This window comes from Janthinobacterium rivuli, assembly GCF_009208735.1.
GTDB lineage: Bacteria > Pseudomonadota > Gammaproteobacteria > Burkholderiales > Burkholderiaceae_D > Janthinobacterium.
In genome coordinates this window covers 274124-299102 of record NZ_WFLJ01000005.1, presented here as the reverse complement: position 1 = coordinate 299102, position 24979 = coordinate 274124, and the positions used below count along the sequence as shown (strand labels likewise).

Genomic DNA, 24979 nt, shown 5'->3' with positions numbered 1-24979 from the left:
AATGGTCGATGCGAACGAATCAAGGCAATCTTAGCAGAAATGAATGGCCGTGCGCAGCCTGTTGGCCTTTATTTGCGCCAGCTCTGCACAGGGCCGCCCACACGCCCGCCTGCGCGCCCGTTCGCCGCCGCGCACGCCAGCTTCGTGCGGGTTTGTGGCGAGGGCCGGCGTCCGCTAGAATGCTGGCCTGCAAAGATTTCAACTAGGGAAATATGATTCAACGATCGATCGCCAGGCTGACCCTGGCGTGCGGCTTGCTGGCTTCCGCCTTTGCCGCGAACCTGGCGCATGCCGATGCCTGTCCCGCCCATTACGTCGATGGCCGCAAGCCGGAAATCACCAACCCCAAACTGGATGTGGCAACCAGGGAGCTGTGCTACAACGTGTTTGGCGTGATGCATTCGGGGATCACGCGCACGCCGCTGTGGTCGGCAGAACATTTGACGGCGAACAACCTGGAAGCGGCACAGGACTTGTCGCGCGAAAATTCCTTCCATGCCGAACGCAAGCTGCCCGCCGCCCAGCGCGCGGAACTGGCCGATTATGCGCGCAGCGGCTTCGACCGGGGCCACATGGCGCCCAACGGCGACATGCCCGACCGCCAGAGCCAGCGCGACAGCTTTACCCTGGCCAATATGGTGCCGCAAGACGCGCGCAACAACCGCTATGTGTGGGCCGGCATCGAGGGCGCCGTGCGCAAGATGGCGAAGAAAGAGGGCGACCTGTACGTGATCACGGGACCGGCGTTCATTGGCGGCAACCTGCGCAAGGTGGGAAGAGTGATCGTGCCCAGCCATCTGTACAAGGCCGTGTACAGCCCGCGCCAGCGCGCCGGCGCCGCCTACTTCATTGAAAACGTCGACACCAAGACGTATGAAGTGCTGAGCATTGCGCAACTGGAAGACAGGATAGGCATCGATCTGTTACCGTCGCTGACGCGCCAGCAAAAGTTGCGCATGCTGAGTTTGCCCAAGGTGAAGAGCAAGTCCAAGAAATAAGACCGTCAAAAAGGAAATCCCATGTGCGCAAAGAAATTCGTCCCCTACGCCAATGAAAGCGATGTGCTGGAAATCGGCAACCTGAGCATCGAAAACCGGATCGACCGCGTCAGCATCAGCGGCGACATCGACCTGACCCTGGACAAGCCGGGCCTGGCCCTGGCGAAACAGCTGCAAAAGCTGCTGGCCGACGTGGTGGCGCAGCTGGAAAAGCAGGCGCTGCCCGACCAGCTGCCGCCGCCCGAGGTGACGTCGGTGGCCAATCCCTTCGAGTGACGCCGGCGCGGACGTCTACCGTGCCGCTTCGGCGGCGCGATAGTAGCCGTTTCGGCTGAGCTCCTCCGGGGCATTCGCCGCTTCATACGCGGTCAAGGCAATGGCGATGGCCGAGTATTGCTGCGCCGCGCCGAATGGCAGCACGTTCTCATACGTGTCGAGCACCGTGTGATGCACGCGGGCATAGTCGAAATCGCCGAGCACGGTAAATTTCGGCGTCGGCACGCCATGCAGACTGAAGACGGCGTCATCGCTGCCTGCCCGCGCATGCATCGCCTGGCTGGCATCGCGCGGCGCATCGTTGATGGTGGTGGCAAAGCCGAACACGGGGTGGACGTCTTGCAGGGCCCGTTCGACCCGGCCAAACACGGGTTGCCAGGCCGAAGGAACCGCGATGCCGTCGATGGCGCCGGGCCGGCCATCGCGGTTGAGCATCATGACGATCTTGTCCAATTGCCCCGCGTGCCGTTCGGCGAACGCGAACGATCCCTTGCGGCCGATCTCCTCCGCGCCGAAGGCCACCAGCATGATGCTGCGGCGCGGCTTCGCCCCGGAGAGCGCCAGGAGGCGCATCGCTTCGAGCATGGTGGCCACGCCGGCGCCATTGTCGGCCGCGCCCGTGCCGCCATCGTAGCTGTCGAGGTGCGCGCCGATCAGCACGATTTCCTCCGGCTTTTCCGTGCCCGGGATGCGGGCCACGACATTGTGATACGTCACCGGCCCCGGATAGAACCAGTTGCGGATGTCAAACTCCAGGGTGACGGCTTCACCGCGCCCCAGGCGTTGACGGATGTCGGCGTACTGTGGCGCGGCCAGCTTGATGTCGGGCAAGGTCGGCAGGGTCGTCCAGGTGGCGGGCGCGGCGCTGGCGGCATACAGCGGTTCCTCGCCGGACTGGACGGTGCCCAAGGCGCCGGCCTGCATCAGCACGCGGATGATGGCCCTGGGCTGGTGGATGGTGTCGCCATCGCGCCCTCCGCCCCCGTTCTCACCGCCGATCAGCACCCATTTGTCCTTGAATTGCGCGGCACGCTGCCGTGCCTCTTCCAGGGTGGCCGGTCCCATCATGGCCAGGCCCTGCTGCACGCCGCGCGTGCCGGCCGTGTAGGCGGGCGTCGCCAGGCGCAGCGGCTGCGTCTGGGGCGTCAGCATCGTGCCGGACCAGGGACCGCGGTTGAAGCCGACGGGCATCTGGCCCGCTTCTTCCAGCTCGGCTTGCACGCCCCATTGCCGCAGTTGCATGCGCGCCCATTGCGCCGCATGCGTGTAGGCGTCGCTGCCGGCCATGCGGCCGCCGAAGCGGTTGCTGAGGATATCGAGCCACTCCATCGCGCGCGGTTCGCTGGTGCCCAGCGCAACGATCCGGCGCGCCGTGGCGTCGCCGGACGGCGATGTTGCGGTTTCGATGCCGGCATTCCTGCCGGACAGCGTGGCCAGGAAGGCGGGCAATTTGCCTTGCCGGCGTGCCGCCAGCGCCGCATCCAGCTTGGCTGAACGGTTCAGCGTATCCTGGCGCAGCAGCGTTTCGTAGGCGAGCAGCACGCCTTGCATCCCCGCCAGGTCCTTGGCGCCTTGCTGGCCGGCCAGGTCCGGATGTTCGATCTGCAAGGCCATCACGCTGGCCAGGTACTGGCAGCGCAGCGCCGCGCGCGTGGCCGGCGCGGGGGCGCTGTTCAGCCAGTCATCGGGCATGCTGGCGTCGAACGTGAGGTCGGGGATGGCATCGACCCATGCGCTGAGCCAGGTGCCATCGCGCCGTTGCACGGCCAGGGGATCGCGCTGTGCGTCCGTTGCCATGCGCACCACGCGAGCCCGTTCGGCCGGCGTGGACGGGCCGCGCGCGGCGCCGTTGGCCGCCGTCGCCAGCGCTGCGGCCGGCAGCGCGGGCGCCACATAGCGCTCCCTGAGCCGCGTGCCGGTCACGGGCTTGGGTTCGTTCTCATCGGTTTCGACCAGGCGTTCGCCGCTCAGCACGTCGCCTGTGGCTTGCAAGGTCCAGCGTATCGTCACCTCGGTGCTGAGCTCTTTGCCGTTGCGCCCCGTGCTGACGCGCTTGCCGCCATGGCGGAAGACGGCGCCGGCGGGGCCGAGCGTGCCGTCGACCGTGCGCGGCGGCGTGAGCTGGCCCCGTTCGTCGAGCCACGCGATGGTCGCGCGCATGCCGTCCTGCGCTTCGCTAATGTCGAGGATGCCCGTGTCGATCAGGTCGACCTCGACGCCATTCGTCGTGGTCGTGCCCGTCGCCGTCCGGAATTGCCACTGTCCGGCGAGGGCCGGCGTTTGCGCGTACAGGGCGGCCGGCAGCGCGGCAGCGGCGAGGATGCAGGTGGCGTACAGGTGGGGATGGAGCAGGTGCATGGTTGTCCTTGTCATGTTTTTCACTCGGGAAGAGTCGAAAAACAGTATGCGGATAACCAGATTGCCAAGATGCTACTTTCCGACCAAGGCCGGGATTGGCGGAATGAAGGCGGTTTTGGCAGCGCCGAATGCCAGGTCAACCCCATCCGACCAGCTGCATCGGACGAGGTTGCTCTGGCACACGCTTACTGGGCGAACGCCTGCGCCGCCGGCGTGATGGTGACGGCTGCCGGCTGGATGTCCAGCTTCATCGCGCCGATGACCTTGTCTTCATCGAGCAGGGACTGCGGCTTGTTGCCGTCGTACTTGATGGGAGAAAACGCGTCGCTGACGAGCTTTTCCTTCAGGCCGGCCGCATCCTTGGCGACGATCACCACGGACAGATTCTTTGCCGACAGATGCTGTTTGATGGCGCGGTTGACGTCTTGCAGCGTCAGTTTCGACAGGCCATCACGCATCAGTTTGGTGAACTCCGGCGTGCCATACCATTGCGAGTCGAGCGCATAACCGAGTTGCTGGTCCTGCGTCGAGGTCATGACGAAGACGTTCTTCATCAGATAGTCGCGCGTGGTGGCGAAGTCGTCCTGTGTCAAGCCGTTGTCGATGAGCTTGCCCAATTCCGTCAGGGCCACGCGCAGGGCGAAATGGGCGTTGTCCGGCGCCACGGGGCGGATCCAGATTTCGAACAGCTGCGCCTTGCGGCCCAGGTTCGGGTTCGGGAAGAACTGGTACATGCCGCGCGGGAAGGCCTCGATGTACGCGTAATCGCCATAGTTCATGCCGCGGATTTCACGGATGCGCTGGTACAGGTAGGAATTCGAGGCGCGGTGCTCGCCCAGCCAGGTCTTCGCCAGCCATAGGGCGGGGAAGTCCGGGTGCGTGCGCGTCACGTCCAGCGGCAGGCCGAAGGAAATCGCCGTGGCGCGCGTGTTTTTCTCGAGGATTTCCACTTCCAGGCCCTGCGCCTTGCGGCCCGCGGGTTTCACGGTGGCCGGCAAGCCTGGGCCGGCCGGCAGGGTTGCCAGCGCCTGCGTCAGCGACGCCGTCATGGCGTCGGACACGTCGCCGGCAATACCCACCTTGACGGCGCCTTGCGCATACGCGCTCTTCCAGAACTGTTTCACGTCGTCGAGGGTGATGGCGTCGATGCCTGCCACCGTGCCCAGCACGGGGTGGCCGTACGGCGTACCCGCATACACATTGGTTTGCAGGCGTTCCTTCGCGAACTCCTCCTCGTTATTGTCCTTCAAGTCCAGCAGCAGCGCGTTCTTTTGCGCATCCTTCAAGCGGCGGAAGTCGTCTTCGCGGAAACCCGGCGACAGCAGCAGGGGCAGGGCGATGGCGTTGAACTGGGTCCAGTTATCCTTGTGGATGGAGCCCGTAAACGTCGTCATTTCCTTGTCCGTCTGCTGGGAAAAACTGCCGGCCAGCGGGAACAGGGCGGCGTTGACTTCGTCGATCTTGCGCTCGGACGAGCCACCGGACGCCACCATGGACGCCGTCAGCGCGGCCAGGCCTTCCTTGCCTTGCGGGTCTTGCGCGGAACCGGCCATGAACAGCAGCTTGTAGCGGATCTGCGGCAGCGCCGACTTTTGCACCAGCACGTCGAACTTCGCGGTCGAGACTGCCGGCAGCAGGCTGGCCAGCTTCGGCGTGGCGGCGATGGCGGCGGCCATCGGCTGGTTTGACAGGGTGGTCACCACCAGGCCCTCGTCCGTCAGGTATTTGCGCGCGGCCGCCTGCAGGTCGGCCGGCGTGAGCGTGTCGATCAGGCGGTAGTACTGGTTGATGGTGGCATACGAGCGGTCGAAATGCACGAAGGACGCCAGGGTGCCGGCGATCTGCTCCGTGTTGTCGAGCGAGCGGATCAAGCCGTATTTTTCCGCCGACTTGGCGTCCGCCAGGTCTTTCTCGCTCACCGGCGTGTCGCGCAGCTGGGCCACGGTCTTCAGGATGGCGTCGCGCACATAGACGGCGTCGTCGATGTTTTTCACGCGCGCACCGATCACGGCCAGGGTCGGGTCGACCCGGTCCGGCGTCATGTCGAACAGCTGGTCAACCTTCTGCTCGTTCTGCACCAGGCGTTTATACAGCGGCGAGGTGCGGCCAAACGACAGCGACAGCAAGGTCGCAAGGGCGGCCTGGTCCTTGTCCTTCACGGAAAACGCGGGCGCGTGGAAACCCACGGCCACCCACGGCAGGGTCGGCGTGGGCCAGGCCACGTGCTTGTAGACGGGGCCGCGCGGCGCGGGTTCCACCGGCACGGCCGCCTGCTGCTTGCCGCGCTGCCAGCCGCTCCAGTATTTTTCCACCAGCGCGATCGCTTGCTGCGGCTCCACGTCGCCGGCAATGATGATGGTGGTGCGCTCGGGACGGTACCAGCGGTCGAAGAAGAGCTTCGAGTATGCGTACTGGTTCGGCATGTCTTCGATGTCCTGGATAAAACCCATCGTCGTATGCTTGTAGGTATGCGTCGTATAGGCGCTGTCGCGCATCACTTCGAACAGTTTCGACACGGGATTGGCGCTGTTCTTGTTGTACTCGCCCAGCACGGCCCGCGATTCCGTCTTGAACGCGTCTTCCGCATAGTCGAGGTGCTGGAAGCGGTCCGCTTCCACCTTCAGCACGGTTTCCAGGTCTTGCTTGGCAAACGTCGTATGGTAATTGGTCAGGTCGTCGCTCGTATACGCGTTCTGGCGTGCGCCGGCGCGGGTGATGACTTCCTGGTATTTCTCGGGCGGATACGCCTTGGTGCCGCGGAACATCATGTGTTCGAAGAAGTGGGCGAAGCCGGACTTGCCCGGCTCGACTTCATTGCGCGAGCCCGTCTGCACGGGAATCTGCAGCGAAACCAGATTAGGGAAGCCGGTCGGCACGATGATGATCTTCAAGCCATTGGGCAAGGTTTTTTCCGTTGCCTTGAACGGCAGCAAATCGGCCTTGCTGGCGGCCGCGCTATGGGCGGCGGCCGGTTTGACGGGCGCGGCGCCCAGGTTCGACGAAGCCATGGCCGACAGGGCCAGGGCAAAAGCAGGTAATACATTGGGCATGATTCTTGACACGAAGGCTCCTTCTTTTCTTGGAATGTGGAAAGTGCAACGCCGCAGCATAGAATATTCGTGCCGCCCTGCATAGGGGCTACAAGTCGGGCCGCAGGATGCGCGTGGTGAGATGGGTCAGAAAGTCGCGCCGGATCGGCAGGAACATGCGGATGTACACGGTGTCGTGCGCGCGGTCATGGTGGTAGAGGACGCGGATCTCTTCGCACAGGCGTTGCCGCACATCCATGCCAACTTCGCGGGCGGCCTCGACGGGGGCGCCGCTGTCGGGAAAGGTCTTGAGCTCAGCGAATAATTGCCGGAAAGCCAGGAGGAACTGCGCATGGGCGGCCGCCGTGTGGCGTGCCTTGAAGTCGCTGCGCAATTCATTGAAATCGGCTTGCGCGCTTTTCAGCACGACGATGCGCGCCATGTCAGTCGTGATCGAGGCTGGCCAGGAAGTCTTCCTCAGACACCACGTCGCCGCGCGCGATGTCCTGGTTGCCCATGGCGATCAGTTTCATGAATGCATGCTGCTCCTGCATCTGCCGCGCTTGCCGCTTGCCTTCCTGATACGCGTGCATGGATAGCACGACCATCTTCGCTTCGCCATTTTGCGTGATGATGATGGGTTCATCCTGGCCCGCGTCGAAACTGTTGACGATGTCCGTCGTATTGGCCTTGAGATAGGAGATTGGCTTGATGCGTTCCTTGAGGTCCATGGCGGCTCCGAGTGCGAAAAAACTGTGATAGGACTAAATATACACCAAATTTGGTCGTGCTTCCTTGTCGCCTACGTCAGCGTCGTTTCCGGCAGGCTGATGCGGTTGCGGCCCAGGTGCTTGGCGCGGTACAGGGCGCAGTCGGCCGTGTGGATCAGTTGTCCCAGTTCCGTGCCGGGGCCGGGCAGGGCCGTGGCGGCGCCGATGCTGACGGTGACGCAGGCGCCGTCGGGACGCTTGCGCGGCAGTTGCAGCCGCTCCACGCGCTGGCGGATGCGTTCGGCCACGATGGCCGCGCCCTTGAGCGACTGGTTCGGCAGGATCACGGCAAATTCCTCGCCGCCATAGCGGGCCACCAGGTCGTTCGTGCGCATCTCGCTGGCCACGGCGCCGGCCACCTTGCGCAGGCACAGGTCGCCGCCCTGGTGGCCGTGGCTGTCGTTGTACTCCTTGAAATTGTCGACATCGACCATCAGCAGCGACAGCGGCTGGCCCTGGCGCTGGGCACGCTGCCATTCGGCCAGGATGGTGTCGTCGAAGCAGCGCCGGTTTGCCAGGCCCGTCAGGCCGTCGCGCGTGGCCAGGCGTTCCAGCTCCACCTGCGCGCGTTTTTCGTCCGTCATGTCGCGCAGGGTTTCGACCACGGCGATCAGCTCACCGTGATTGCCGTAGATGGGGCTGGCATCGACGGCCAGGTAGCGCCGCCGTCCCGTGCGCGGCATGTCGCACCAGTTTTCCGCGCACAGATTGCTGCCCGTGCTGCTGCGATATTGCTGCTGGGCATGCAGGGTGCGCATGTCGCCGCCGCGCCCGGCCAGCACCAGATCGGCCAGGGTGGGGCGCTCGTCGTTGTAAAAGCAGCGTCCCGGCTCGCGCGTGCGCAGCACTTCAGTGGCCGGCACGCCCGTCAGCTGCTCGCAGGCGCGGTTCCAGATCATCACCTGGCCATGCACGTCGAGGACAAAGGTGGGCACCACCAGCAATTCCATCATCTTGACGGCGAAACCCTGAGCTTCATCGCAGGGCGATGCGCTGGCATGTGCATGGCTATCCGGCATGTAAGCATCCTTCTTGGGGTGAATGGAGCGGTTTCGTTGGCCATGATGCAGCGCAGCGCAAGAGATGGTGTTGATATTGAGCAATATTTATTGCGCAAAACTATCAGTGATGCGCCAGGGGCGCTTCTTCGCAGGCGGCCAGTGGCAGCGACAGGCGCAAGGTGGTGCCGGCGCCGCTGCGGCTGTCGATGTGCAGGCTGCCGCCGGCGGCGGCCACGCGCTCATGCATGCCCGACAGCCCGCAACCGAGACGCGGTGGCGAGCCTGGCAATCCGACGCCGTCGTCGCTGATGCGGCAGGCCACGGTGGCGTCCACTTGCTGCAGGCATAGCTGGACATGCGTGGCGTGCGCATGGCGGGCGATGTTCGCCAGCGCTTCCTGCAGCACGTGATACAGCAGCGGGCCATGCGCATTGCCGGCGGCGGCGTCGAGCCCGTAATCGCAGTGGCAGGCGATGCCGGTGCTGCGCTGGAAGTCCGCCAGCAAGCCCTCGCATGCCGCTTGCAGGCCGGCGTCGAGGGCGGGCGGGCGCAGGTCGTGGATGACGCTGCGCAGCGCCGCGATGCTGAGGTCGACATTGCGCGCCATCATGGCCAGTTGCCGCGCCAGCAAGGGCGTGGCGCCATGCGTGCTGCTCTGCAGCATGGCCAGGTCGATCTTCAGGGTCAGCAGATGCTGGCCCAGGTCGTCGTGGATGTCGCGTCCGATGCGCAGGCGTTCCTGTTCGCGCGCCTTGCGCTGCCCGTTGGCCAGGCGCGCCTGCTCGGCGTCCGCGCGCAGCTGTTCCAGCGCCTGCAGGCGCAGCGCCAGCCTGTGCTGGCGCCATAGCAGCAGCGCCAGCACACCCAGCAGGATGGCGCAGGCCAGCTTCAGCGGCGATGGCGTGCCGGCCGGCGCCAGCGTCCCGGCGGCATGGCCGGTGTGCAGGCAAGCGAGTGCGCCGGCCGCCAGGCAGGCCAGAATACTCAGGCGGTACGGCGGGCGTAGCCAGCGTTGCAGCATGTCCATGCTCCCTCAATGTTTTCCATCAGGCAATGTTCTTACGGAAAATATATTAACTTGGGGTTATTTACATTGTCTAAACGCAAAAGCTGCGCAGTTATGCCTGCCCGTGTCGCTATCTCGTCCCCGAATGGCACCGTGGCAGGTGGCGGTCACGGCATTTACACGGGAAGTGTCTTGGCGGCATATAATAGAGGGTTGTCAATCGGCTTTTGCGGTGACGGCGCGGCGCGCCGGCCTCGATGCGTTCGCCCTGCGCGATGACGCCAGCCAGCTCTTAGGAAATACAGTGACTTATAGCATCAAAGAGATTTTTTATACCCTGCAGGGCGAAGGTGCGCACGCGGGCCGTCCGGCCGTGTTTTGCCGCTTTTCCGGCTGCAACCTGTGGACGGGCCGCGAAAGTGACCGCGCCACGGCCGTGTGCCAGTTCTGCGATACGGATTTCGTCGGCACGGATGGTGAACTGGGCGGCAAGTTCAAGACGCCCCAGGAATTGGCCGCGCTGATCGACAGCCTGTGGCCGGCGACCTACGCGGCGAGCAAATACGTGGTGTTTACGGGCGGCGAACCGCTGCTGCAACTGGACACGGCCCTGATCGACGCCATGCATGCGGTCGGCTTTACCATCGCCATCGAAACCAATGGCACTTTGCCCGTGCCGGCCGGCGTGGACTGGATCTGCGTCAGCCCGAAGATGGGTTCCACCCTCGTCGTGCACAAAGGCAATGAAATCAAGGTGGTCATTCCCCAGTTCCAGCAAGACCTGGCCGCCTACGAAGGACTCGATTTCGAGAATTTCTTCGTGCAGGCGATGGACGGCCCCCTGGCCGCGCACAACATGAAGCTGGCCATCGAGACGTGCAAAAGCAACCCGAAGTGGAAGCTGAGCCTGCAAACCCATAAACTCCTGCAAATACCTTAATAACACCTATGCTGACTATCACACGCAAGCTCGAATTCGACGCGGGCCACCGCATTCCCGACCACAAAAGCCAGTGCCGCAACCTGCACGGTCACCGTTACACGGTGGAAATCACCCTGGTCGGCAAGGTCATCGAAGCGGAAGGCAATTCCGACAATGGCATGATCATGGACTTTTCCGACGTGAAAACTCTGGCCAAGCAGCACCTGGTCGATGTCTGGGACCACGCCTTCCTCGTGTATGAAAAAGATACGGCCGTGCGCGACTTCCTGGCCAGCCTGCCTGACCATAAAACCGTCGTCATCGACCGCATTCCGACCGTGGAAAACCTGGCGCGCATCGCCTTCGAGATCCTGAAAGCGGCCTTCACCGACCATTTTGGCACGGGCTTGCACCTGCATAAGCTGGTGCTGCATGAAACGCCGAATTGCTGGGCAGAAGTCACCGATGACTGAAACGCACGCTAGCGTGCAGGACGCGCGCTACATGCAGCTGGCCCTGGAGCAGGCGCAGCACGCGTGGGACCTGGGCGAGGTGCCCGTCGGCGCCGTCGTCGTCAAGGATGGCGAAGTCATCGCCGTCGGCTACAACCAGCCCATCGGCCGCCACGACCCCACGGCGCACGCGGAAGTGATGGCCTTGCGCGCGGCCGCCGAAAAGCTGGGCAACTACCGTCTGCCCGGCTGCGAGTTGTACGTGACGCTGGAGCCGTGCGTGATGTGCTCGGGCGCCATGCTGCATGCGCGCCTGGCGCGCGTCGTATATGGCGCGGGCGATCCGAAGACGGGCGCCTGCGGTTCCGTGCTGAACCTGTTCGAGCAGCCGGCGCTGAACCACCAGACGGCCATCGCCGGTGGCGTGCTGGCCGACGAATGCGGCGCTTTCCTCAAGCGTTTCTTTGCCGAGCGCCGCCGCGCGCAGGCCGAAGCGCGCAAGCTGGCCCAACCTCCGGCCTGACGCCAGTCCAGGCGGGGCAGGGCCGCCATGGCCTTGCCACCCTTGCCAGCCATCCCGGCTGGCATTTTTCATAATTGTTGCGAAATAACATCTGTCTAGACCACTTCGCCATTCTCAAATGAGAATGATTCGTGTTACAGTATTGTTTTCGCCAGCAAACTTTCCTTATGCGTCGTTAACACTATCGTTATCGATCCAGGTTCAAGAGCCAGCCTTTACTCTTAGACCGGATCATCATGACTACTGTGCTTACGCAGCGCACCGCTGCACCCGTCGTATCCTCATTCCGCCTGCCTGTCCGCCGCCACAATCTGGTGTTGCGCGCCGCCTTGCTGGGCCTGTTCGCCGCGCCCTTGCTGCCGGCTGTCGCGCAAACGGCCGCCATTAATGCGGGCACGGCCGCGCAGGAACCGGCCAAGCTGCCCGTCTTCCCGGAAATCGTCGTCAATGCCAAGCAGGATTACGAGCGCCGCGCCGGCACCAAGACCGTGATCCACAGCGACGATCTGGAGCGCCGTAACGTGACGGACATGGCCGGTGTCGTGCGCTATCAGCCGTTGATCAGCACGCCGATGGCGGCCTCGGGTGGTGGCGGCATCTGGGATGGCGCGGGCAACACCGGTTACAACATCCGTGGCCTGGAAGGCAATCGGGTCAGCCTGGAACTCGATGGCATTGCGCTCCCCGACGCGGCACCGAAGCCGGACAGCAATACCCTCAACGCGTTTGGCATGGGCCGCGATTATTTTGATCCGGAGACCTTCCGCGAAGTGCGCATCGATTCGGGCACGACGGCCGTCAGCGGCGCCAATCCCGGCCTGGGCGGCGGCGTGGCCTTCATCACCAAGTCGCCCGAGGATTACCTGGGCGACGGAGTGGACCATTACGTGGCGTATAAATATGGCCGCGCCACGGTGGACCGCAGCAATGCGCACACCCTGACGGGCGCCGCCAGGATCGGCGCCAGTCTGCAAGGCCTGGCCGTGTACGTGCACCGCGACGGCGAACAGCTTGACAGCCGCGGCAGCGCCGCCGTCAACCCGGATGACTGGCATTCGAACGCCTTGCTGTCGAAGCTGGTGTGGGCCTTGCCGGGCGAACAAAAGCTGGACTTGACGGTCGACATGTTCGAACGCAAGAACAAGCGAGACCTCAACAATAAAGTCAGCGCCATGTATCCGGACGGCGTGCAGCAGGATTCCACCACCAGGCGCACCCGCGTCAGCCTGGGCCACGAGGTGCTGCTGAAGGATTTCGCCCTGTTCGACCGGCTGACCTCGAAAGTCTATCTGCAGAACGCGAAGATCGAGGACAAGAGCAAGGGCCGCTATACCTACCAGGGCAACTTCCAGCGCGCCATCGACACCAGCTTCAAGAATGACAGCATCGGCCTGACGTCGGAAGCGTTCAAGCAGCTCAATGCGGACAACGCGCTGCTGTACGGCGTGCAGCTGGAACAGGTCAAATCGCGCCGCCCGTGGATGGAAGACCGCACCGTCATCGCCACCGGCCAGCACCAGATCACGCGCAAGAACCGCATGGCCGACATGGACGCCACCAAGCTGGCCCTGTACGTGCGTGACGACCTCAGCTTCGGCCTGGGCGGCAAGAAAGCCGTGCTGACGCCGGGCCTGCGTGCCGACTACCGCAAGCTGGAGCCGAAAAACCTGCAAAACTACCTGATCGGCGTGCCGGGCGCGGCCAGGGAAGTGCGCAAGGAGAGCGACACCTACTTCACGCCCAGCCTGAGCCTGTCCGTGGAAGTGCTGCCGCAAATGAGCGCCTACGCCACGTTCACGCGCGGCACGCGCCTGCCGACGGCGGTCGAACGCACGGGTACCTATGATTCCATCAGCTATACGGGCATGGGCAACGGCTATGCGGTGCTGGGCAATGCAAATCTGGGCAAGGAAACCAGCAAGGCGTATGAGCTGGGCTTGAAAGGCGACGTGAGCAGGGGCTTGAGCATGCACGCGTCCGTCTACCAGACGGAATACAAGAACATGATCGAGTACGTGGCGCAAGACCTGGACCCGGTGAATTACCCGACCCTCACCTGGGGCTTGTACCGTCCGGAAAACATCGGCAATGCGCGCACCTGGGGCGCCGAGCTGAGCCTGCGCGCGGAGCTGGGCGCCTGGTCGCCAACCATGCAGGGTTACCGCGTCGACCTGGCCACGGGCGTCGCCAAGGGCCGCTCCTTCAATACCTTGACGGGCGAGAGCGGCGGCCTGGCCTCGGTGGCGCCGGCCAAGACGGCGCTGACCTTCGGCTATGACCACGCGAACCAGCTGTTCGGCCTGGAACTGACGGCCTTGCATGCCGGTGAAAAACAAGCACCAAACGATTTGCTGATGGGCACGACCGCCCCACGCTACAAGGTGCCGTCGTACACCATCTTCGACCTGTCGACCTACTGGAACGTGCACAAGAACGCCAAGATCATCGTCGGCGTGTACAACTTGACGGATCGCAAGTACTGGGATTACGCCGCCGCGCGCAGCCTGGCGGCCGGCACGACGGCCGCCAACCGCGCCGAGATCGAGCGCTACGCCAAGCCGGGCCGCAACGTCGCCGCCAGCCTCAGCGTCAACTATTGATTTTTACCGGGGAGGGGTGTTTGCCCCTCTTTTTTTCCATGTTTGATTGAATGGTCTCTCTATGAAGTTATCCAAACTCGTTCTATCCCTGCTAGGCAGCCTGCTGATCGCAAACGCATACGCGGCCCCAGCGACCCTGGCGGAACGCTGGTCCACCCTGCGCACGGAGCAGCCGAAACTGCAGATCCGCGAGGCGGCGCGCGCGCTGGGTGTATCCGAAGCGCAATTGCTGGCAACCAATCTCGGCAAGGGCGTCACGCGCCTGCAGGCCGACGGCAATCAGCCGCGCGAAATCATGCGCGCCGCGCTGGACCTGGGCATCGTGCAAGCGATCACGCGCAATGAAAACGGCGTCATCGAAACGACGGGCACGGCCAGCAAGTTCAAGCAGGCGGGCGATAAATCCGAGCAGGTCGACGCCAACGACCCGGAAACGCAGGCGCGCCAGCGCAATATCGCCGGCGGCTACCTGGGCGGCCAGATCGACTTGCGCTTCCACTTTGAAAACTGGAAATATGCATTTGCCGTGGAACAAGCGGGCCGCGATGGCAAGCCGACGCGCAGCCTGCAATTTTTTGACGCCAACGGCACGGCCGTGCACAAGATCTACCTGCGCAACGAGCCGGGCGTGGCCGTCTACGATAAATTGGTGGCCAGCTTCCGCATGCCGCAGCAAAGCGCGGAACTGAACGTGCTGGCCGTCGCGCCGAAAGTGGTGGAAAAGCCCGATGCCGAGATCGACGTCAAGGAGTTCCAGCTGGCCTGGAAAGACATGACGGACGTGCACCAGTTCGCGCAAATCATGCGCGAATTCCACCTGACGCGCGAACAGGCGCTGCGACTGGCGCCGGCCGGCGTGGTCGAGCGCGTGACGCCGCAAGCGCTGCGCACCCTGCTGGAAAACGCGGCGAAGGACAAGGTCGCCATCATGGTGTTCCTGGGAAATGAAGGCGTGACGCAGATCTACAGCGGCAAGATCGGGAAAACCATGGCCGCCGGCGGTTTCTTCAACGTGCTGGACCCGGACTTCAACCTGCACATTCGCGACACGGCCCTGCGCAGCGGCTGGGTCGTCAAGCGCGGCGGCGTGACCTCCGTCGAGTTCTTCGACAACGACGGCACGCAAGTGGTCTCTTTCTTCGGCGTGCGCGAACGGGGCAAGCCGCAGCCGCAAAGCTGGGTCGACCTGGCTGATTCCTTGCCAAAAGCCAAGTAAGCGGCATCGTTGAAACTGCCGTGTTGCCGCGCTGCGTACCGGCGCGGCAACACTTGAGTTGGACTTTCGCATGAGGCGTGATGGCAAGATCACAATAGTGGTATGCTGAGTGCAAGGCCGCAGCGATCGTGCCTGCGTGCTGGTTCCTGAAGAGAGGCAATCATGGCAACCATCATGGCGAACGGCCTCAACATAGCTTATGAAAGCCACGGCGACCCCAACGATCCGTGCGTGCTGCTGGTCATGGGCCTGGGTATGCAACTGATCGCCTGGCCGGCGGACTTCGTCGAAGGCATCGTCGAACAAGGCTTCCGGGTGCTGCGTTTCGACAACCGCGACTGCGGCCTGTCGAGCAAGATGGCGCTGGCGGGCAAGCCGTATCTACCGCTGGCCTACGTGAAAAACCTCGTCGGCTGGCCCCTGAAAACTTCCTACACCCTCACTGACATGGCGGACGATGCGCTGGGCTTGCTGGCCGCCTTGCGCATTGCCCAGGCGCACGTGATTGGCGTGTCGATGGGCGGCATGATCGCGCAAGTGATGGCGGCGCGCGCGCCGCAGCAGGTGCTCAGCCTGACCTCCATCATGTCGAGCAGCGGCCGGCGCGGCTTGCCCGGTCCCACGCGGGCCGCGCGCAACGCCTTGTTGCAACGTCCAAAACGTAATGCCAGCCGCGCCGAGCTGATGGCGCACATGGCGGCCACCGTGCGCGTCATCGGCAGTCCCGCCTATCCCGTGTCGGAAAAACTGCTGTACCAGCGCATCGAAGCGGCGCTGCAGCGGGGCAGTTGCCCGGAAGGCGTGGCACGGCAAATGGTGGCCATCGCCGCCTCGGGCGAGCGCACGGCCTTGCTGCCGAGCATCAGCTGTCCCGCGCTGGTGATCCATGGCGCGGCCGACCCCTTGATCCCCGTCGCCTGCGGCATCGATACGGCAGCGTTGATTCCCGGCGCCCGGCTCGAAGTGATCGAAGGCATGGGGCACGACATGCCGCCCCAGCTGATCGAGCGCCTGCTCGCCTTGATCGATGTGCATCTGCAAGGTAAGATGGCGCCCCAGATGCGCTCCCAGCCAGCCTAGGTGCGCCCATTCTTATTTACGTGCGGGCATATTTTGAAGACACCTGAGATTGGCATCGCCATCGTCGCGCCGGGCGGTTGTGCGCCCGACGAGGCGGCGCTGGCGCGCGGCATCGCCCGCTTGCAGGCGCAAGGCGCCACCGTCCACAATTACTACGACCCCGAGCACACCTTCCAGCGTTTCGGCGGTACGGATGCGGGCCGCCTGGCGCAGCTGAACGCGGCCGCCGCCGACCCGGACGTGCAAGTGGTGATCGCCTTGCGCGGCAGTTACGGCATCAGCCGCATTCTGCCCGACATCGATTTCGACCGCATGGCCGCCAGCCGCAAGCTGTTCGTCGGCTACAGCGATTTCACGGCCTTTCATATGGGCTTGCTGGCGAAGACGGGCCGCGCCAGCTTCGCCGGTCCCATGCTCTGCGACGATTTCATCCGCGACGAGCCCGAGCAATTTACGCTCGATCAATTGTGGTCCTGCCTGGCAGGCCCCACGCACACGGTCACGGGCACGGCCGCTGGCAATCCGCAGGTCGAGGTGAGCGGTAAATTATGGGGCGGCAACCTGGCCATGCTGGTCCATTTGCTGGGCACGCCGTATTTCCCGCAGGTCGATGGCGGCATCCTGTTCCTGGAAGACGTCAACGAACACCCGTACCGGGTCGAGCGCATGCTGCTGCAATTGCTGCACGCGGGCGTGATCCAGCGCCAGCAGGCTGTGGTGCTCGGTGACTTTTCCGCCTATAAATTGAGCCCGATGGACAGGGGCTACGATTTCGATGCCATGCTGGCCTACGTGCGCGAACGGCTGCCCGTGCCCGTGCTGACGGGGCTGGAATTTGGCCACATCCGCCGCCGCGTCACCTTGCCGTTCGGCGGCCACGCGCGGCTGCAATCGGACGAGGCCGGCTTCAGCCTGCAGGTGAGCGATTACCCGACCCTGGCGCGCCCCTGAACGTCGTGAGCGCCAAACCCGGCAGATTGCTGCAGCTCGATGTGCTGCGCGGCATCGCCGTGTTCGGCATCCTGCTGGTGAATATCTGGAGTTTCGCCTGGGGCTCCCTTTCCTTGCGCTATGGCACCTTGCCGGCGCAGCCGCCCGTGCTCGACCAGCTCGTCATTTTTGGCGTGGCGGCGCTGGCGCAATTGAAGTTCTATCCCATCTTCGCCTTTCTGTTCGGCGCCGGCTTCGCCTTGCAGGCGCGTTCGCTGCGGCGCCAGCTGGGCAGCTGGGAGCAGGCGCAAGCGGCCTACCGGCGCCGGCTGCGCTGGCTGCTGGCCTTCGGCCTGCTGCACGGCTTTCTGATCTGGAGCGGCGACGTGCTGACCTCGTATGCCGTCGCCGGCATGCTGATCCTGCCCTTGGCATCCGCCAGGCTCAGCCGCGTGCGCAACCGCGCCTGGCTGGTGGCGGCCGGTTTTCTATTATTCATGTGCCTGCTGATTCCCGTGGGCCAGCCGGGCGGCGCGCCGGACACCGCGCGCGAGCTGCAAGCCTTTGCGGACCGCCACGCCATCTACACGCAGGGCGGCGCGTGGGGCGTCGCCAGGCTGCGCGCCAACGATTTCCTCGTCTCCTTGCTGTATGCGGCCGTCATGTTGCCGCATATCATAGTGCTGTTTTTGCTGGGCATCTTGTCCGTGCGCTGCGGTTGGCTGACGCGGCCGCACCGTCACTTGGTCCTGTGGCGCCGCGTGCGCGCCGTGGGGCTGGGCGTGGGCTTGCCGTTCAACCTGCTGGCGGCGGGCGCCATCGCGTGGCAAGTGGCCGATCCGTATCAAACCGTGTTCGACACGGCCCTGTTCGAGGTAGGCCTGTTTGCCGGCGGCCCCGTGCTGGCGGCCGGCTATGTGGCCGCGCTGATGCTGGCCGGCCCCTTCATGCTGCGCTGGCTGGGCGCATGGCTGGCGCCCGTGGGGCGCATGGCGCTGAGCAATTATTTGCTGCAATCGCTGATCGGCACCTGGCTGCTGCAGGGGCCGGGCCTGGGCTGGGGCGCCACCTTGCGTCCGGCCGAGATGCTGGGCCTGGCGGTCGCGATCATGGCGGGACAGGTGCTATTGAGCCGTTACTGGCTGCGCCATTTCAGGCAGGGGCCCATGGAAGCGCTGTGGCGCCGGCTGGCGCGCTTGCCTTAATCCGTACCCCAGTCGAATGTACTTTGCGCCGCTGCCGGCGGCGCCTTGGCCCTGGCGGACGGCACCAGGGGATTGTCGACGGCATGCCATTCGAACAGGTCCACGTCGAGCATGCAGCTGCGCGCCAGGTGCAGCGCTTGCTCGGCAGTGAGCGCGGGGTCGAGCCAGCGGTGCGCGTCTTCCCGGCTGACGGCCACGGGGCGGCGGTCGTGGATGTCGACCATGCCGCCCAGGCTGTCGGCCGTCACCAGCACGAAACCGGCTTCCTCGCGGTTGAACTTGTAGGGACCGAACTGGGCCAGCGCCAGCAGGAACAGCGGCGCGCGATCCTTGCGGTGGATGTGCCACGGCTGCTTGCTGCCTTTCTCTCCCGTCCATTCATACCAGCCGGAAACGCAGACGATGCCGCGCCCCGCGCGCAGCAAGGGTTTCCAGTAGGCGCCAGCCAGTTTTTCCAGGCGGGCATTGATGGCGATGGGGATTTTTTTCTTGCCGGGGGCGGGCACGGCTTGCGCGGCCCAGGCGGGGCGGTAGCCCCAGAAGACATCGTCGACCCGGTGCACGCCATCCGCGATGTGCAAGATGGGACGGTAAGTGCCGGGCGAGACGTTCAGGTGCGGCTCGGCCTCGCTGTCGAACACCGCGTCCGTCCAGCCGAAGGACGACGCCAGCACGCGCGCCGTGTCATTTTGATCGAATCGTCCACACATGCTGAAATCATACCCGATCGCCTGGCGCCACGCGGGCCTGCGCGTGCGCGCTTCCTGTGTGTGATCAAACGTACAGACTGCGGGCGGCGGGTGGCGCACAGTGGAGGCCAGTCAGGTTCCTGACGCTATTTTGATATCGGAGGAATTATGTCTTTTGAAAATCCCACCATCCACAAAGGTTTTACCATCAGCGCCACGGCCAGCCAGCGCCGCGATGGCCGCTGGGTCGGCTCGTATGTCAGCCAGAACCAGACGTGCGGCGCGTACGCGGACACTTGCGATTATGATGATTGCAGCAACGAAAAAGAAGCGCAGCAACTGGCGCTGTCCGTCGGCTGGCGTTTGGCCGATGGTATACCGGTACGCTGAAGCGGCCTTAGCGCGACGGTATTAGCGCTTGTGCCGCAGGGCCAGCAGCAAGCCCGCGAACGGCAGCAGCAGGGCGGCGCCCAGCCGTACGGAAGTCAGGGAAGCGATCTCCACGCCCAGCACATGTGGCAAGGCCAGCAGCAACAGGGGAGCGGGCACGGCAATCGCGAAGAAGAACAGGTACCACGAGTAGCCATTTTTCTTGGCCAGCAAGGCGATCAGCGCGCAGCCGACGAGGAAGACCAGCGGTAAATTCACAAATTCCATGGTTCTGTATGTTCATCCGGGAAAGCGCGTCATTATACGCGCCACCCCGGGTGGCTGCCTGGTCTTGTCAACATCAGTTGCCGACGAAATCCGGCGGCCGCGGCGCCTGCGTACCAGCCTGCGAACCATTCTGCGTCCCCGCCAGCGGCGCATCGGCCGGTAGCAGCGCCTTGATGGCGCCGTTATAGATGAGTTCCTGGGCATACGCCGACGCCTCGATCAAGGCCGCATGCACGGATTTGAAACTGCTCGGCGTTTCAATCAGCACGGGCTTGGCGTACACCTGCAAGGTATCGCCGCGCTTGCTGATCAAGATCATGCCCCGGTAACGCCCATCCTTCTCCAGCGCCCCCGTCACATGAAATTCATAACCCCTGATCTGGTGTTTTTGATCCTGATCCATGTCTCCCGCCTCCCATTCCATTGTCACGGCATCGGGCCATCAATTCGATAGGAACAGCAGAGTGTTTGATCTGGATCAATACGTTCTCTGAAAGCGTTCACCTAGCGTATCGACGCTTGGCGCAAGCGTAGCGAGCGGCGGTGATGTGTGGCTGAGAAGCGCAACCGTACTCTGGTACGGTGAGCATCGCCAGCCGCACAGCGCCCCGCGCAGTAGCTTGCGGCAAGCGTCATCACCCAGCGCGAATGGCGCGGATCTGTTGGGCTGTCTCCTCGATCTCGCGGTACGCTTCCTGGATATAGCCATTGATCGGATGCGCATCAAGCCATGCGTAATAGGCGCGCTCGTCGTGCTTGATGGCAAAGGGAATGTGGTGGTCGCGTATCGATTCGGCGGTCTCGCGCACCAGCGAGGCGAAGAGCAGCTCCAGAGTTTCCATGATGGTCACCTTGCGAGACATGAATGCAGAGCATTCAATGTAGCACAAAGCGGGCCGACGCCGCCGCCAGCGGCTGTGCCGTGCGCGCCGCGGATTCAGGCCGGGTGGCCGAGATGCTCGTACAGGATCACGCAGCCGATGACGATCAGCACCAGGCCGCCCACCAGTTCGGCGCGCCGGCCCGCCACCGTGCCCAGCACGCGGCCCAGCATCACGCCCAAGGTCACCATGACGAAGGTGGAAAAGCCGATGGCGGCCGCCGTCACGACGATATTCGCCCCCAGCAAGGCCAGGCCGGCGCCGACCACCATGGCGTCGATGCTGGTGGCCAGGCCGGTCACGGCCAGCACCCAGAACGAGTGCGACTGCGCCGGCGCTTCGTCCTCGTCGGCCTCGCCAAGGGCATTGCGTATCATCAGTAAGCCGATGATACCCAGCAGGCTGAAGGCGATCCAGTGATCCCACGCTTCCACGTAAGGCGCTGCCACACTGCCCAGGGCCCAGCCGATGATGGGCGTGATGGCTTCGATGACGCCAAAGATCAGGCCCGTGCGCAGCGCCTCGCGCCATTGCGGCTTGTGCAGGGCGGCGCCCTTGCCCACGGCGGCCGCGAAGGCATCGGTGGACATGGCAAGCGAGAGGGCGGCGGTGGCGGCGAAATTCATCGTAGGCTTTCAGTAGAGCTGGCGGGGATGTGAGAAACCCGGCGATTTTACCCTACGTACAGCACTACCAAGGAAGCGGCCAGGCAATACGCGCCAAAGAAATGCCAGCGCCCCTGTTCCAGCCAACGCGACAGCCAGCGCAGGGCCAGCAAGCCGGCCAGGAAGGACAGCAGCATGCCCAGCAGGCTGGGGCCGAGCAGGTGCAGCAGGCTGTTGCCGTGTTCCAGATGGTCGAGGCTGCCATTTGCCACTGCCTGGTAGAAGCGCCAGCCTTCCTTGACCAGCACGGCGGGCGTCAGCACGACGGCCAGGGCGAAGCTGAATTCCTCGGCGCGACGCTGCGGCACGCCCATGGCGATGCCCGTTGAAATGGTGGCGCCAGAGCGGGAAAAGCCGCGGAAAGGCAGGCACAGGCCCTGCACGGCGCCGATCACCATCGCCTTGCCGATGGACAAGGTGCCATGCTGGCGCGCTTGCAGGCGCGAAGAGGCGATGATCAGCACGCCGGCCGCAGCCAGGGCGGCGGCCATCAGCCTGGCATTGCCGAACAGGTGTTCGATTTCAAAGCCAGGCGCGTCCTTGCTCATGACGTGCGTAATGCCCTTCAGCAAGCCGAAGCCGACGATGCCCGTCAGGGCCGTGGCGGCCGCGAGTAGCAGGACATTGCTGCGAAAAGCGTTGGCCGAACTGAAATACGTGGCGTGCCAGGACTTCCAGAAATACACGATGACGGCGAACATGGTGCCCGTGTGCAGCATCACCAGCAGCATGGTCAGCTCCGGCGAGGTGGGATCGAGGCCCATCAGTTTCTCCGCCATGATGACGTGGGCGGAGCTGGAGACGGGCAGCAGCTCGGCGAAGCCCTGGACGATGGAAAGAATAAATAATTGCAAAAAACTCATGAATATCTGTACTCGGCGGGAGGAAGAAGGGTCGCCGATTTTACCCGCCAGCTGCGGCGGGCACGCCCCGCGCCGGATTACAGTTTGTCCATGTTTTATTGTCCAGCCGGCGCCTGCGGCTTGAAGACGGCGCGGAAGGCCTTCAATGCCGCCGGGTGATAGATCGTGCCATGGCTTTCTTCCGGCATCTTTTCCACATGCCATTGCAAGCCGGAAGGCGCCTGCTTGTCCAGCACGTCGGCCAGGCGCTGCACTTCCACGGCGATGCCCGCTTCGCTGCTGGACGCCAGGTACAGGTCGCGCTTGCCTGGCTTGCCCTTGGCCAGCAGGGCCGCCGCCTCGCGCGGCAGGGCGCCATGGTTCCACCACAGGCTGGGGTCGAACGCCAGGTAGTGGTCGAACAGCTGCGGTTCCAGCAGATAGGTTTCCACCACGAACAGGCCGGCCAGCGATTCGCCGACGATGGCCGTCTCGCCCGTCGTGCGGTAGCGGCGCTTGATTTCCGGCATCAGCTCATCGCGGATGAAGGCGCGGTAGGCTTGCGAGCCGCCCACCACGGGGGCGATCTTGCGGTCTTGCGCATTCTCGGTCGGTCCCGTCAAATCGCGCCGGCGCTGCGTGTTTTGCATGCCGACCAGCATGAAGGGACGCATCGTGCCATTCGCCACCGACACTTGCAGCAAGCCGGCCACATGTAAAAAGTCTTCGGCCACGCCGCCGTCCGGCATGTACAGCACCGGCAAGGGCGCGTCGGGCGGCGTATCCCAGGCGCGCGCCATGTACACATTGATGTGGCGCTTTTCCTTCAGCGCCCGCGAATCGATGTTGAAACTTTCACCGATGACGAGCGGCGTGGCCGCGCTGGCGGCAGCATTGGCGGCGGGTGCGGCAGTGGCGAGATGGAAGGGGCTGGACAGCAGCAGGGCGGCGGTGAGGTGCAGAGCAAGGCAAGAGCGGCGCATGTTTTCCTGTGATAAGTAAGTTGGATCGATGGCATGTACTCGTATAGACATGCCATCAAGCAATTCTATCTTATCTTTGATGCAGCCTTACTTGATCGTCAAGAGTTTTCGCTCGCGCACGATACCATCCTTGTCAATCGTATAGGCGATCAGCAGGGCGCCATCGTCGACGCAGGCGTGGCAGGTGATCAGGGGCGTGGAAAACAGCACGCTCTGGCCGCCATCGCCGGTGGCCGTGCTGCCGACGAACTCGGCGGGCGCAAACGGGACAGAGTCTGGATGGGCGGCCGTAAACGCGCGCCAGGCGGGCGTCGCGCGGTCTTCCTCGCGCACGGAGCCCTCGTCGACGTCGATGGCGGCGCCATCGCTGCCGATCAGCAAAGTGCCTTCATTCGTGTTGGCGCGAAACGGATAGGTGACAGTGGCCAGAGCCGCCTTGCCCAGCGGGCGCCAGGCGGAAATGAAACCGGCCTTGTTCGCCTTGACGAGCATTTTCGCGGCGGCGATGGCTTGCGGGCGAGCGCCGCTGCGCTGCATGGTGCGCAGCAGGCAGACGTCGGGCGCGGTGGGCGACTCTTCGCTACGGCAGGCCGACAGCGAGCGTTCCTGCCACACGGCGCGCGCGTCGATGGGGCCGATGTGTGGGGCATGGTCAGCCTGCGCGGTCGCCAGGCTGGACAAGGCCAGCAGGGCGCAGCCGATTACATGGCGGGAGATTGACGTGGGCATGGGGAATCCTTTCAGTGCGGGAAACAATGTATCGTCACCGATTATAGAAGGCGGGCCGCGCCGGCCTGCGCACCGTAGGCCCGTTCAGCGCCGCTTTGCGGCCGCCTGGCGCAGGGCCTTCGCTTCCTGCTTGTTGGGGATGTGCGGGCGCGTGGCCAGTTCCGCCTTGACGGCGGCGATGGCGGCGCCGAACTGCTGTTCGGTCTGCTCGGCGCTGGCGCCCGCATAGTGCTGCTGGTTGGACTGGGCGGCGCGCAGCCGGCGCAGCAGCGCCAGCAATTGCCTGCCGTGCAGGCTGGCCAGGTCTTGCGCCAATACTTGCTTGCTGAGCGCGCCTTCCACGTGGTCGGGATCGAGCAGGCGCAGCAGGGCCAGGCCTGCGGGCTGTGGTACCGGAGTGACTTTGTTCATCCAGCCATTCTAAACGAGGCGAGGATTACAGGTATTCCCAGATTTCATCGAAGGTTTCGCGCGCGAAATCGTTGCGCCAGGCTTCCGAGTTCTTTTCGCGGCTGACGGCAAACACGGCGCGCCACGTCTGTTTTGGCGAGCTCGTGTAGGTTGCGGCGATCTTTTGCAGGCCGGCCTTGCATTGCTCGACCTTGCAGCCGGTCTTCGCCAGTTGCTGGGCGGCAGGCGCCCATGCCACCGGTACCTTGACGACCTGGCATTCGAAGCTGACGGCGGCCGTCTGCATGCCGTTTTCCACCGTCACCGGGTCCGCCTTGGTGGCCTGGCACGCGGCGCCATTCTTGGCGGCGATGACGTTCGCCGCCAGCAGCTCGGCGGCCGGCGTCACGGCCGCGCGCATGGCGGCGGGGAACAGGTCGGCGATCAGCTTGCCGGTTTCCGCTGGAAACCTGGCATCGGCCTCCTTCAAGCCGCTGTACGACGCATATTCGGCGCTTTGCTGGCCCGCCAGGCGGGTAGGACGCAGGTAGGCGTTGAGCTTGGCGACGCTGGCTTCATCCTGGTTGATGATGGTCTTGATGTACAGGTTGGCCACGTCCAGCGGCGCCAGTTCCACGGCGGTGGTCTCTGCGCCGATGGCGGGCTGGGCCAGCGCCACGGCGGCGGCAAGGCTTGCTGCCAGCAGGGCGGTACGCGATGTTTGTTGCGTTTGATGCATGTATTTTCTCCACGATTCAATGTCAGGCGCCAAAAGAT

The 24979-nt window shown here is 64.1% G+C and carries 27 protein-coding genes; 11 read left to right on the top strand and 16 right to left on the bottom strand.

Annotated elements, in window-relative coordinates:
* Window positions 1-212: 212 nt before the first annotated feature.
* Both GCN78_RS08995 and GCN78_RS08990 read left to right on the top strand, forming a co-directional pair.
* Window positions 213-998: a DNA/RNA non-specific endonuclease gene (locus GCN78_RS08995; protein WP_152251395.1), complete on the top strand. Its 786-nt coding sequence runs from the start codon at window positions 213-215 to the stop codon at window positions 996-998.
* 21 nt (window positions 999-1019) lie between these two features.
* The gene (locus GCN78_RS08990; RefSeq protein ID WP_152251394.1) at window positions 1020-1274 is read left to right on the top strand and encodes a nucleotidyltransferase family protein; all 255 of its coding nucleotides are present in this window, start codon (window positions 1020-1022) and stop codon (window positions 1272-1274) included.
* A 15-nt stretch (window positions 1275-1289) separates the two neighbouring features.
* On the opposite strand, the gene GCN78_RS08985 is transcribed toward GCN78_RS08990, so the two are convergent.
* From GCN78_RS08985 to GCN78_RS08960, 6 genes are all read right to left on the bottom strand, one after another.
* Window positions 1290-3632, bottom strand: coding sequence for a M28 family metallopeptidase (locus GCN78_RS08985; RefSeq protein WP_193316671.1), 2343 nt, complete (start codon window positions 3630-3632; stop codon window positions 1290-1292).
* A gap of 185 nt (window positions 3633-3817) precedes the next feature.
* Window positions 3818-6682 carry a M16 family metallopeptidase gene (locus tag GCN78_RS08980; RefSeq protein ID WP_226939542.1) on the bottom strand — a complete coding sequence of 955 codons (2865 nt, stop codon included), beginning with the start codon at window positions 6680-6682 and terminating at the stop codon, window positions 3818-3820.
* An 88-nt stretch (window positions 6683-6770) separates the two neighbouring features.
* Window positions 6771-7103 carry a type II toxin-antitoxin system RelE/ParE family toxin gene (locus GCN78_RS08975; RefSeq protein ID WP_152251391.1) on the bottom strand — a complete coding sequence of 111 codons (333 nt, stop codon included), beginning with the start codon at window positions 7101-7103 and terminating at the stop codon, window positions 6771-6773.
* Window position 7104: 1 nt separating this feature from the next.
* Window positions 7105-7392 (bottom strand): type II toxin-antitoxin system Phd/YefM family antitoxin, encoded by a 288-nt coding sequence (locus GCN78_RS08970; RefSeq protein WP_152251390.1) that lies wholly within the window; start codon window positions 7390-7392, stop codon window positions 7105-7107.
* A 71-nt stretch (window positions 7393-7463) separates the two neighbouring features.
* Window positions 7464-8450 carry a sensor domain-containing diguanylate cyclase gene (locus tag GCN78_RS08965; RefSeq protein ID WP_152251389.1) on the bottom strand — a complete coding sequence of 329 codons (987 nt, stop codon included), beginning with the start codon at window positions 8448-8450 and terminating at the stop codon, window positions 7464-7466.
* 103 nt (window positions 8451-8553) lie between these two features.
* A complete protein-coding gene (locus GCN78_RS08960) occupies window positions 8554-9459 on the bottom strand; it encodes a sensor histidine kinase (RefSeq protein WP_152251388.1) in 906 nt (301 codons plus the stop codon).
* Between the two features lie 283 nt (window positions 9460-9742).
* On the opposite strand from GCN78_RS08960, the gene queE reads away from it, so the two are divergent.
* The 8 genes from queE to GCN78_RS08920 all read left to right on the top strand — a co-directional run bounded on the left by queE (window position 9743) and on the right by GCN78_RS08920 (window position 18366).
* Window positions 9743-10378 carry a 7-carboxy-7-deazaguanine synthase gene (gene queE, locus GCN78_RS08955; RefSeq protein ID WP_152251387.1) on the top strand — a complete coding sequence of 212 codons (636 nt, stop codon included), beginning with the start codon at window positions 9743-9745 and terminating at the stop codon, window positions 10376-10378.
* An 8-nt stretch (window positions 10379-10386) separates the two neighbouring features.
* Complete coding sequence (queD, locus tag GCN78_RS08950) at window positions 10387-10833, top strand: 6-carboxytetrahydropterin synthase QueD (RefSeq protein ID WP_035819191.1); 447 nt, start codon at window positions 10387-10389, stop codon at window positions 10831-10833.
* Complete coding sequence (gene tadA, locus GCN78_RS08945) at window positions 10826-11335, top strand: tRNA adenosine(34) deaminase TadA (RefSeq protein ID WP_152251386.1); 510 nt, start codon at window positions 10826-10828, stop codon at window positions 11333-11335. The genes queD and tadA overlap by 8 nt, the downstream gene beginning before the upstream one ends.
* 236 nt (window positions 11336-11571) lie before the next feature.
* Window positions 11572-13935 carry a TonB-dependent hemoglobin/transferrin/lactoferrin family receptor gene (locus GCN78_RS08940; protein WP_152251385.1) on the top strand — a complete coding sequence of 788 codons (2364 nt, stop codon included), beginning with the start codon at window positions 11572-11574 and terminating at the stop codon, window positions 13933-13935.
* A gap of 61 nt (window positions 13936-13996) precedes the next feature.
* Window positions 13997-15151 (top strand): hemin-degrading factor, encoded by a 1155-nt coding sequence (locus tag GCN78_RS08935; protein WP_152251384.1) that lies wholly within the window; start codon window positions 13997-13999, stop codon window positions 15149-15151.
* A gap of 162 nt (window positions 15152-15313) precedes the next feature.
* Entirely contained in the window at window positions 15314-16231 is a 918-nt protein-coding gene (locus GCN78_RS08930; protein WP_152251383.1) for an alpha/beta fold hydrolase, read from the top strand.
* A gap of 33 nt (window positions 16232-16264) precedes the next feature.
* Window positions 16265-17182: a muramoyltetrapeptide carboxypeptidase gene (gene ldcA / locus GCN78_RS08925; protein ID WP_152251382.1), complete on the top strand. Its 918-nt coding sequence runs from the start codon at window positions 16265-16267 to the stop codon at window positions 17180-17182.
* A gap of 5 nt (window positions 17183-17187) precedes the next feature.
* Window positions 17188-18366 carry a DUF418 domain-containing protein gene (locus tag GCN78_RS08920; protein WP_226939541.1) on the top strand — a complete coding sequence of 393 codons (1179 nt, stop codon included), beginning with the start codon at window positions 17188-17190 and terminating at the stop codon, window positions 18364-18366.
* Here GCN78_RS08920 and GCN78_RS08915 read toward each other — a convergent pair.
* Entirely contained in the window at window positions 18363-19076 is a 714-nt protein-coding gene (locus tag GCN78_RS08915; protein WP_152251380.1) for an SOS response-associated peptidase, read from the bottom strand. The two genes, GCN78_RS08920 and GCN78_RS08915, sit on opposite strands and share 4 nt — an antisense overlap.
* Window positions 19077-19223: 147 nt before the next feature.
* On the opposite strand from GCN78_RS08915, the gene GCN78_RS08910 reads away from it, so the two are divergent.
* Window positions 19224-19445 (top strand): hypothetical protein, encoded by a 222-nt coding sequence (locus tag GCN78_RS08910; protein ID WP_152251379.1) that lies wholly within the window; start codon window positions 19224-19226, stop codon window positions 19443-19445.
* A gap of 21 nt (window positions 19446-19466) precedes the next feature.
* On the opposite strand, the gene GCN78_RS08905 is transcribed toward GCN78_RS08910, so the two are convergent.
* The 9 genes from GCN78_RS08905 to GCN78_RS08865 all read right to left on the bottom strand — a co-directional run bounded on the left by GCN78_RS08905 (window position 19467) and on the right by GCN78_RS08865 (window position 24941).
* Window positions 19467-19712, bottom strand: a complete 246-nt coding sequence (locus tag GCN78_RS08905; RefSeq protein WP_152251378.1) for a hypothetical protein — start codon at window positions 19710-19712, stop codon at window positions 19467-19469.
* Window positions 19713-19785: 73 nt separating this feature from the next.
* Window positions 19786-20115 (bottom strand): hypothetical protein, encoded by a 330-nt coding sequence (locus GCN78_RS08900; RefSeq protein WP_152251377.1) that lies wholly within the window; start codon window positions 20113-20115, stop codon window positions 19786-19788.
* Window positions 20116-20347: 232 nt separating this feature from the next.
* Window positions 20348-20554 carry a hypothetical protein gene (locus GCN78_RS08895; protein WP_152251376.1) on the bottom strand — a complete coding sequence of 69 codons (207 nt, stop codon included), beginning with the start codon at window positions 20552-20554 and terminating at the stop codon, window positions 20348-20350.
* A 95-nt stretch (window positions 20555-20649) separates the two neighbouring features.
* Window positions 20650-21219 (bottom strand): manganese efflux pump MntP, encoded by a 570-nt coding sequence (mntP, locus tag GCN78_RS08890; RefSeq protein ID WP_152251375.1) that lies wholly within the window; start codon window positions 21217-21219, stop codon window positions 20650-20652.
* A 47-nt stretch (window positions 21220-21266) separates the two neighbouring features.
* Complete coding sequence (locus GCN78_RS08885; RefSeq protein WP_152251374.1) at window positions 21267-22121, bottom strand: undecaprenyl-diphosphate phosphatase; 855 nt, start codon at window positions 22119-22121, stop codon at window positions 21267-21269.
* Window positions 22122-22216: 95 nt separating this feature from the next.
* Window positions 22217-23083 carry an alpha/beta hydrolase gene (locus tag GCN78_RS08880; RefSeq protein WP_152251373.1) on the bottom strand — a complete coding sequence of 289 codons (867 nt, stop codon included), beginning with the start codon at window positions 23081-23083 and terminating at the stop codon, window positions 22217-22219.
* Between the two features lie 87 nt (window positions 23084-23170).
* A complete protein-coding gene (locus GCN78_RS08875; protein WP_152251372.1) occupies window positions 23171-23812 on the bottom strand; it encodes a hypothetical protein in 642 nt (213 codons plus the stop codon).
* Window positions 23813-23896: 84 nt separating this feature from the next.
* A complete protein-coding gene (locus GCN78_RS08870; protein ID WP_152251371.1) occupies window positions 23897-24223 on the bottom strand; it encodes a hypothetical protein in 327 nt (108 codons plus the stop codon).
* 25 nt (window positions 24224-24248) lie between these two features.
* Window positions 24249-24941, bottom strand: a complete 693-nt coding sequence (locus GCN78_RS08865) for a hypothetical protein (protein ID WP_152251370.1) — start codon at window positions 24939-24941, stop codon at window positions 24249-24251.
* Window positions 24942-24979: the final 38 nt, after the last annotated feature.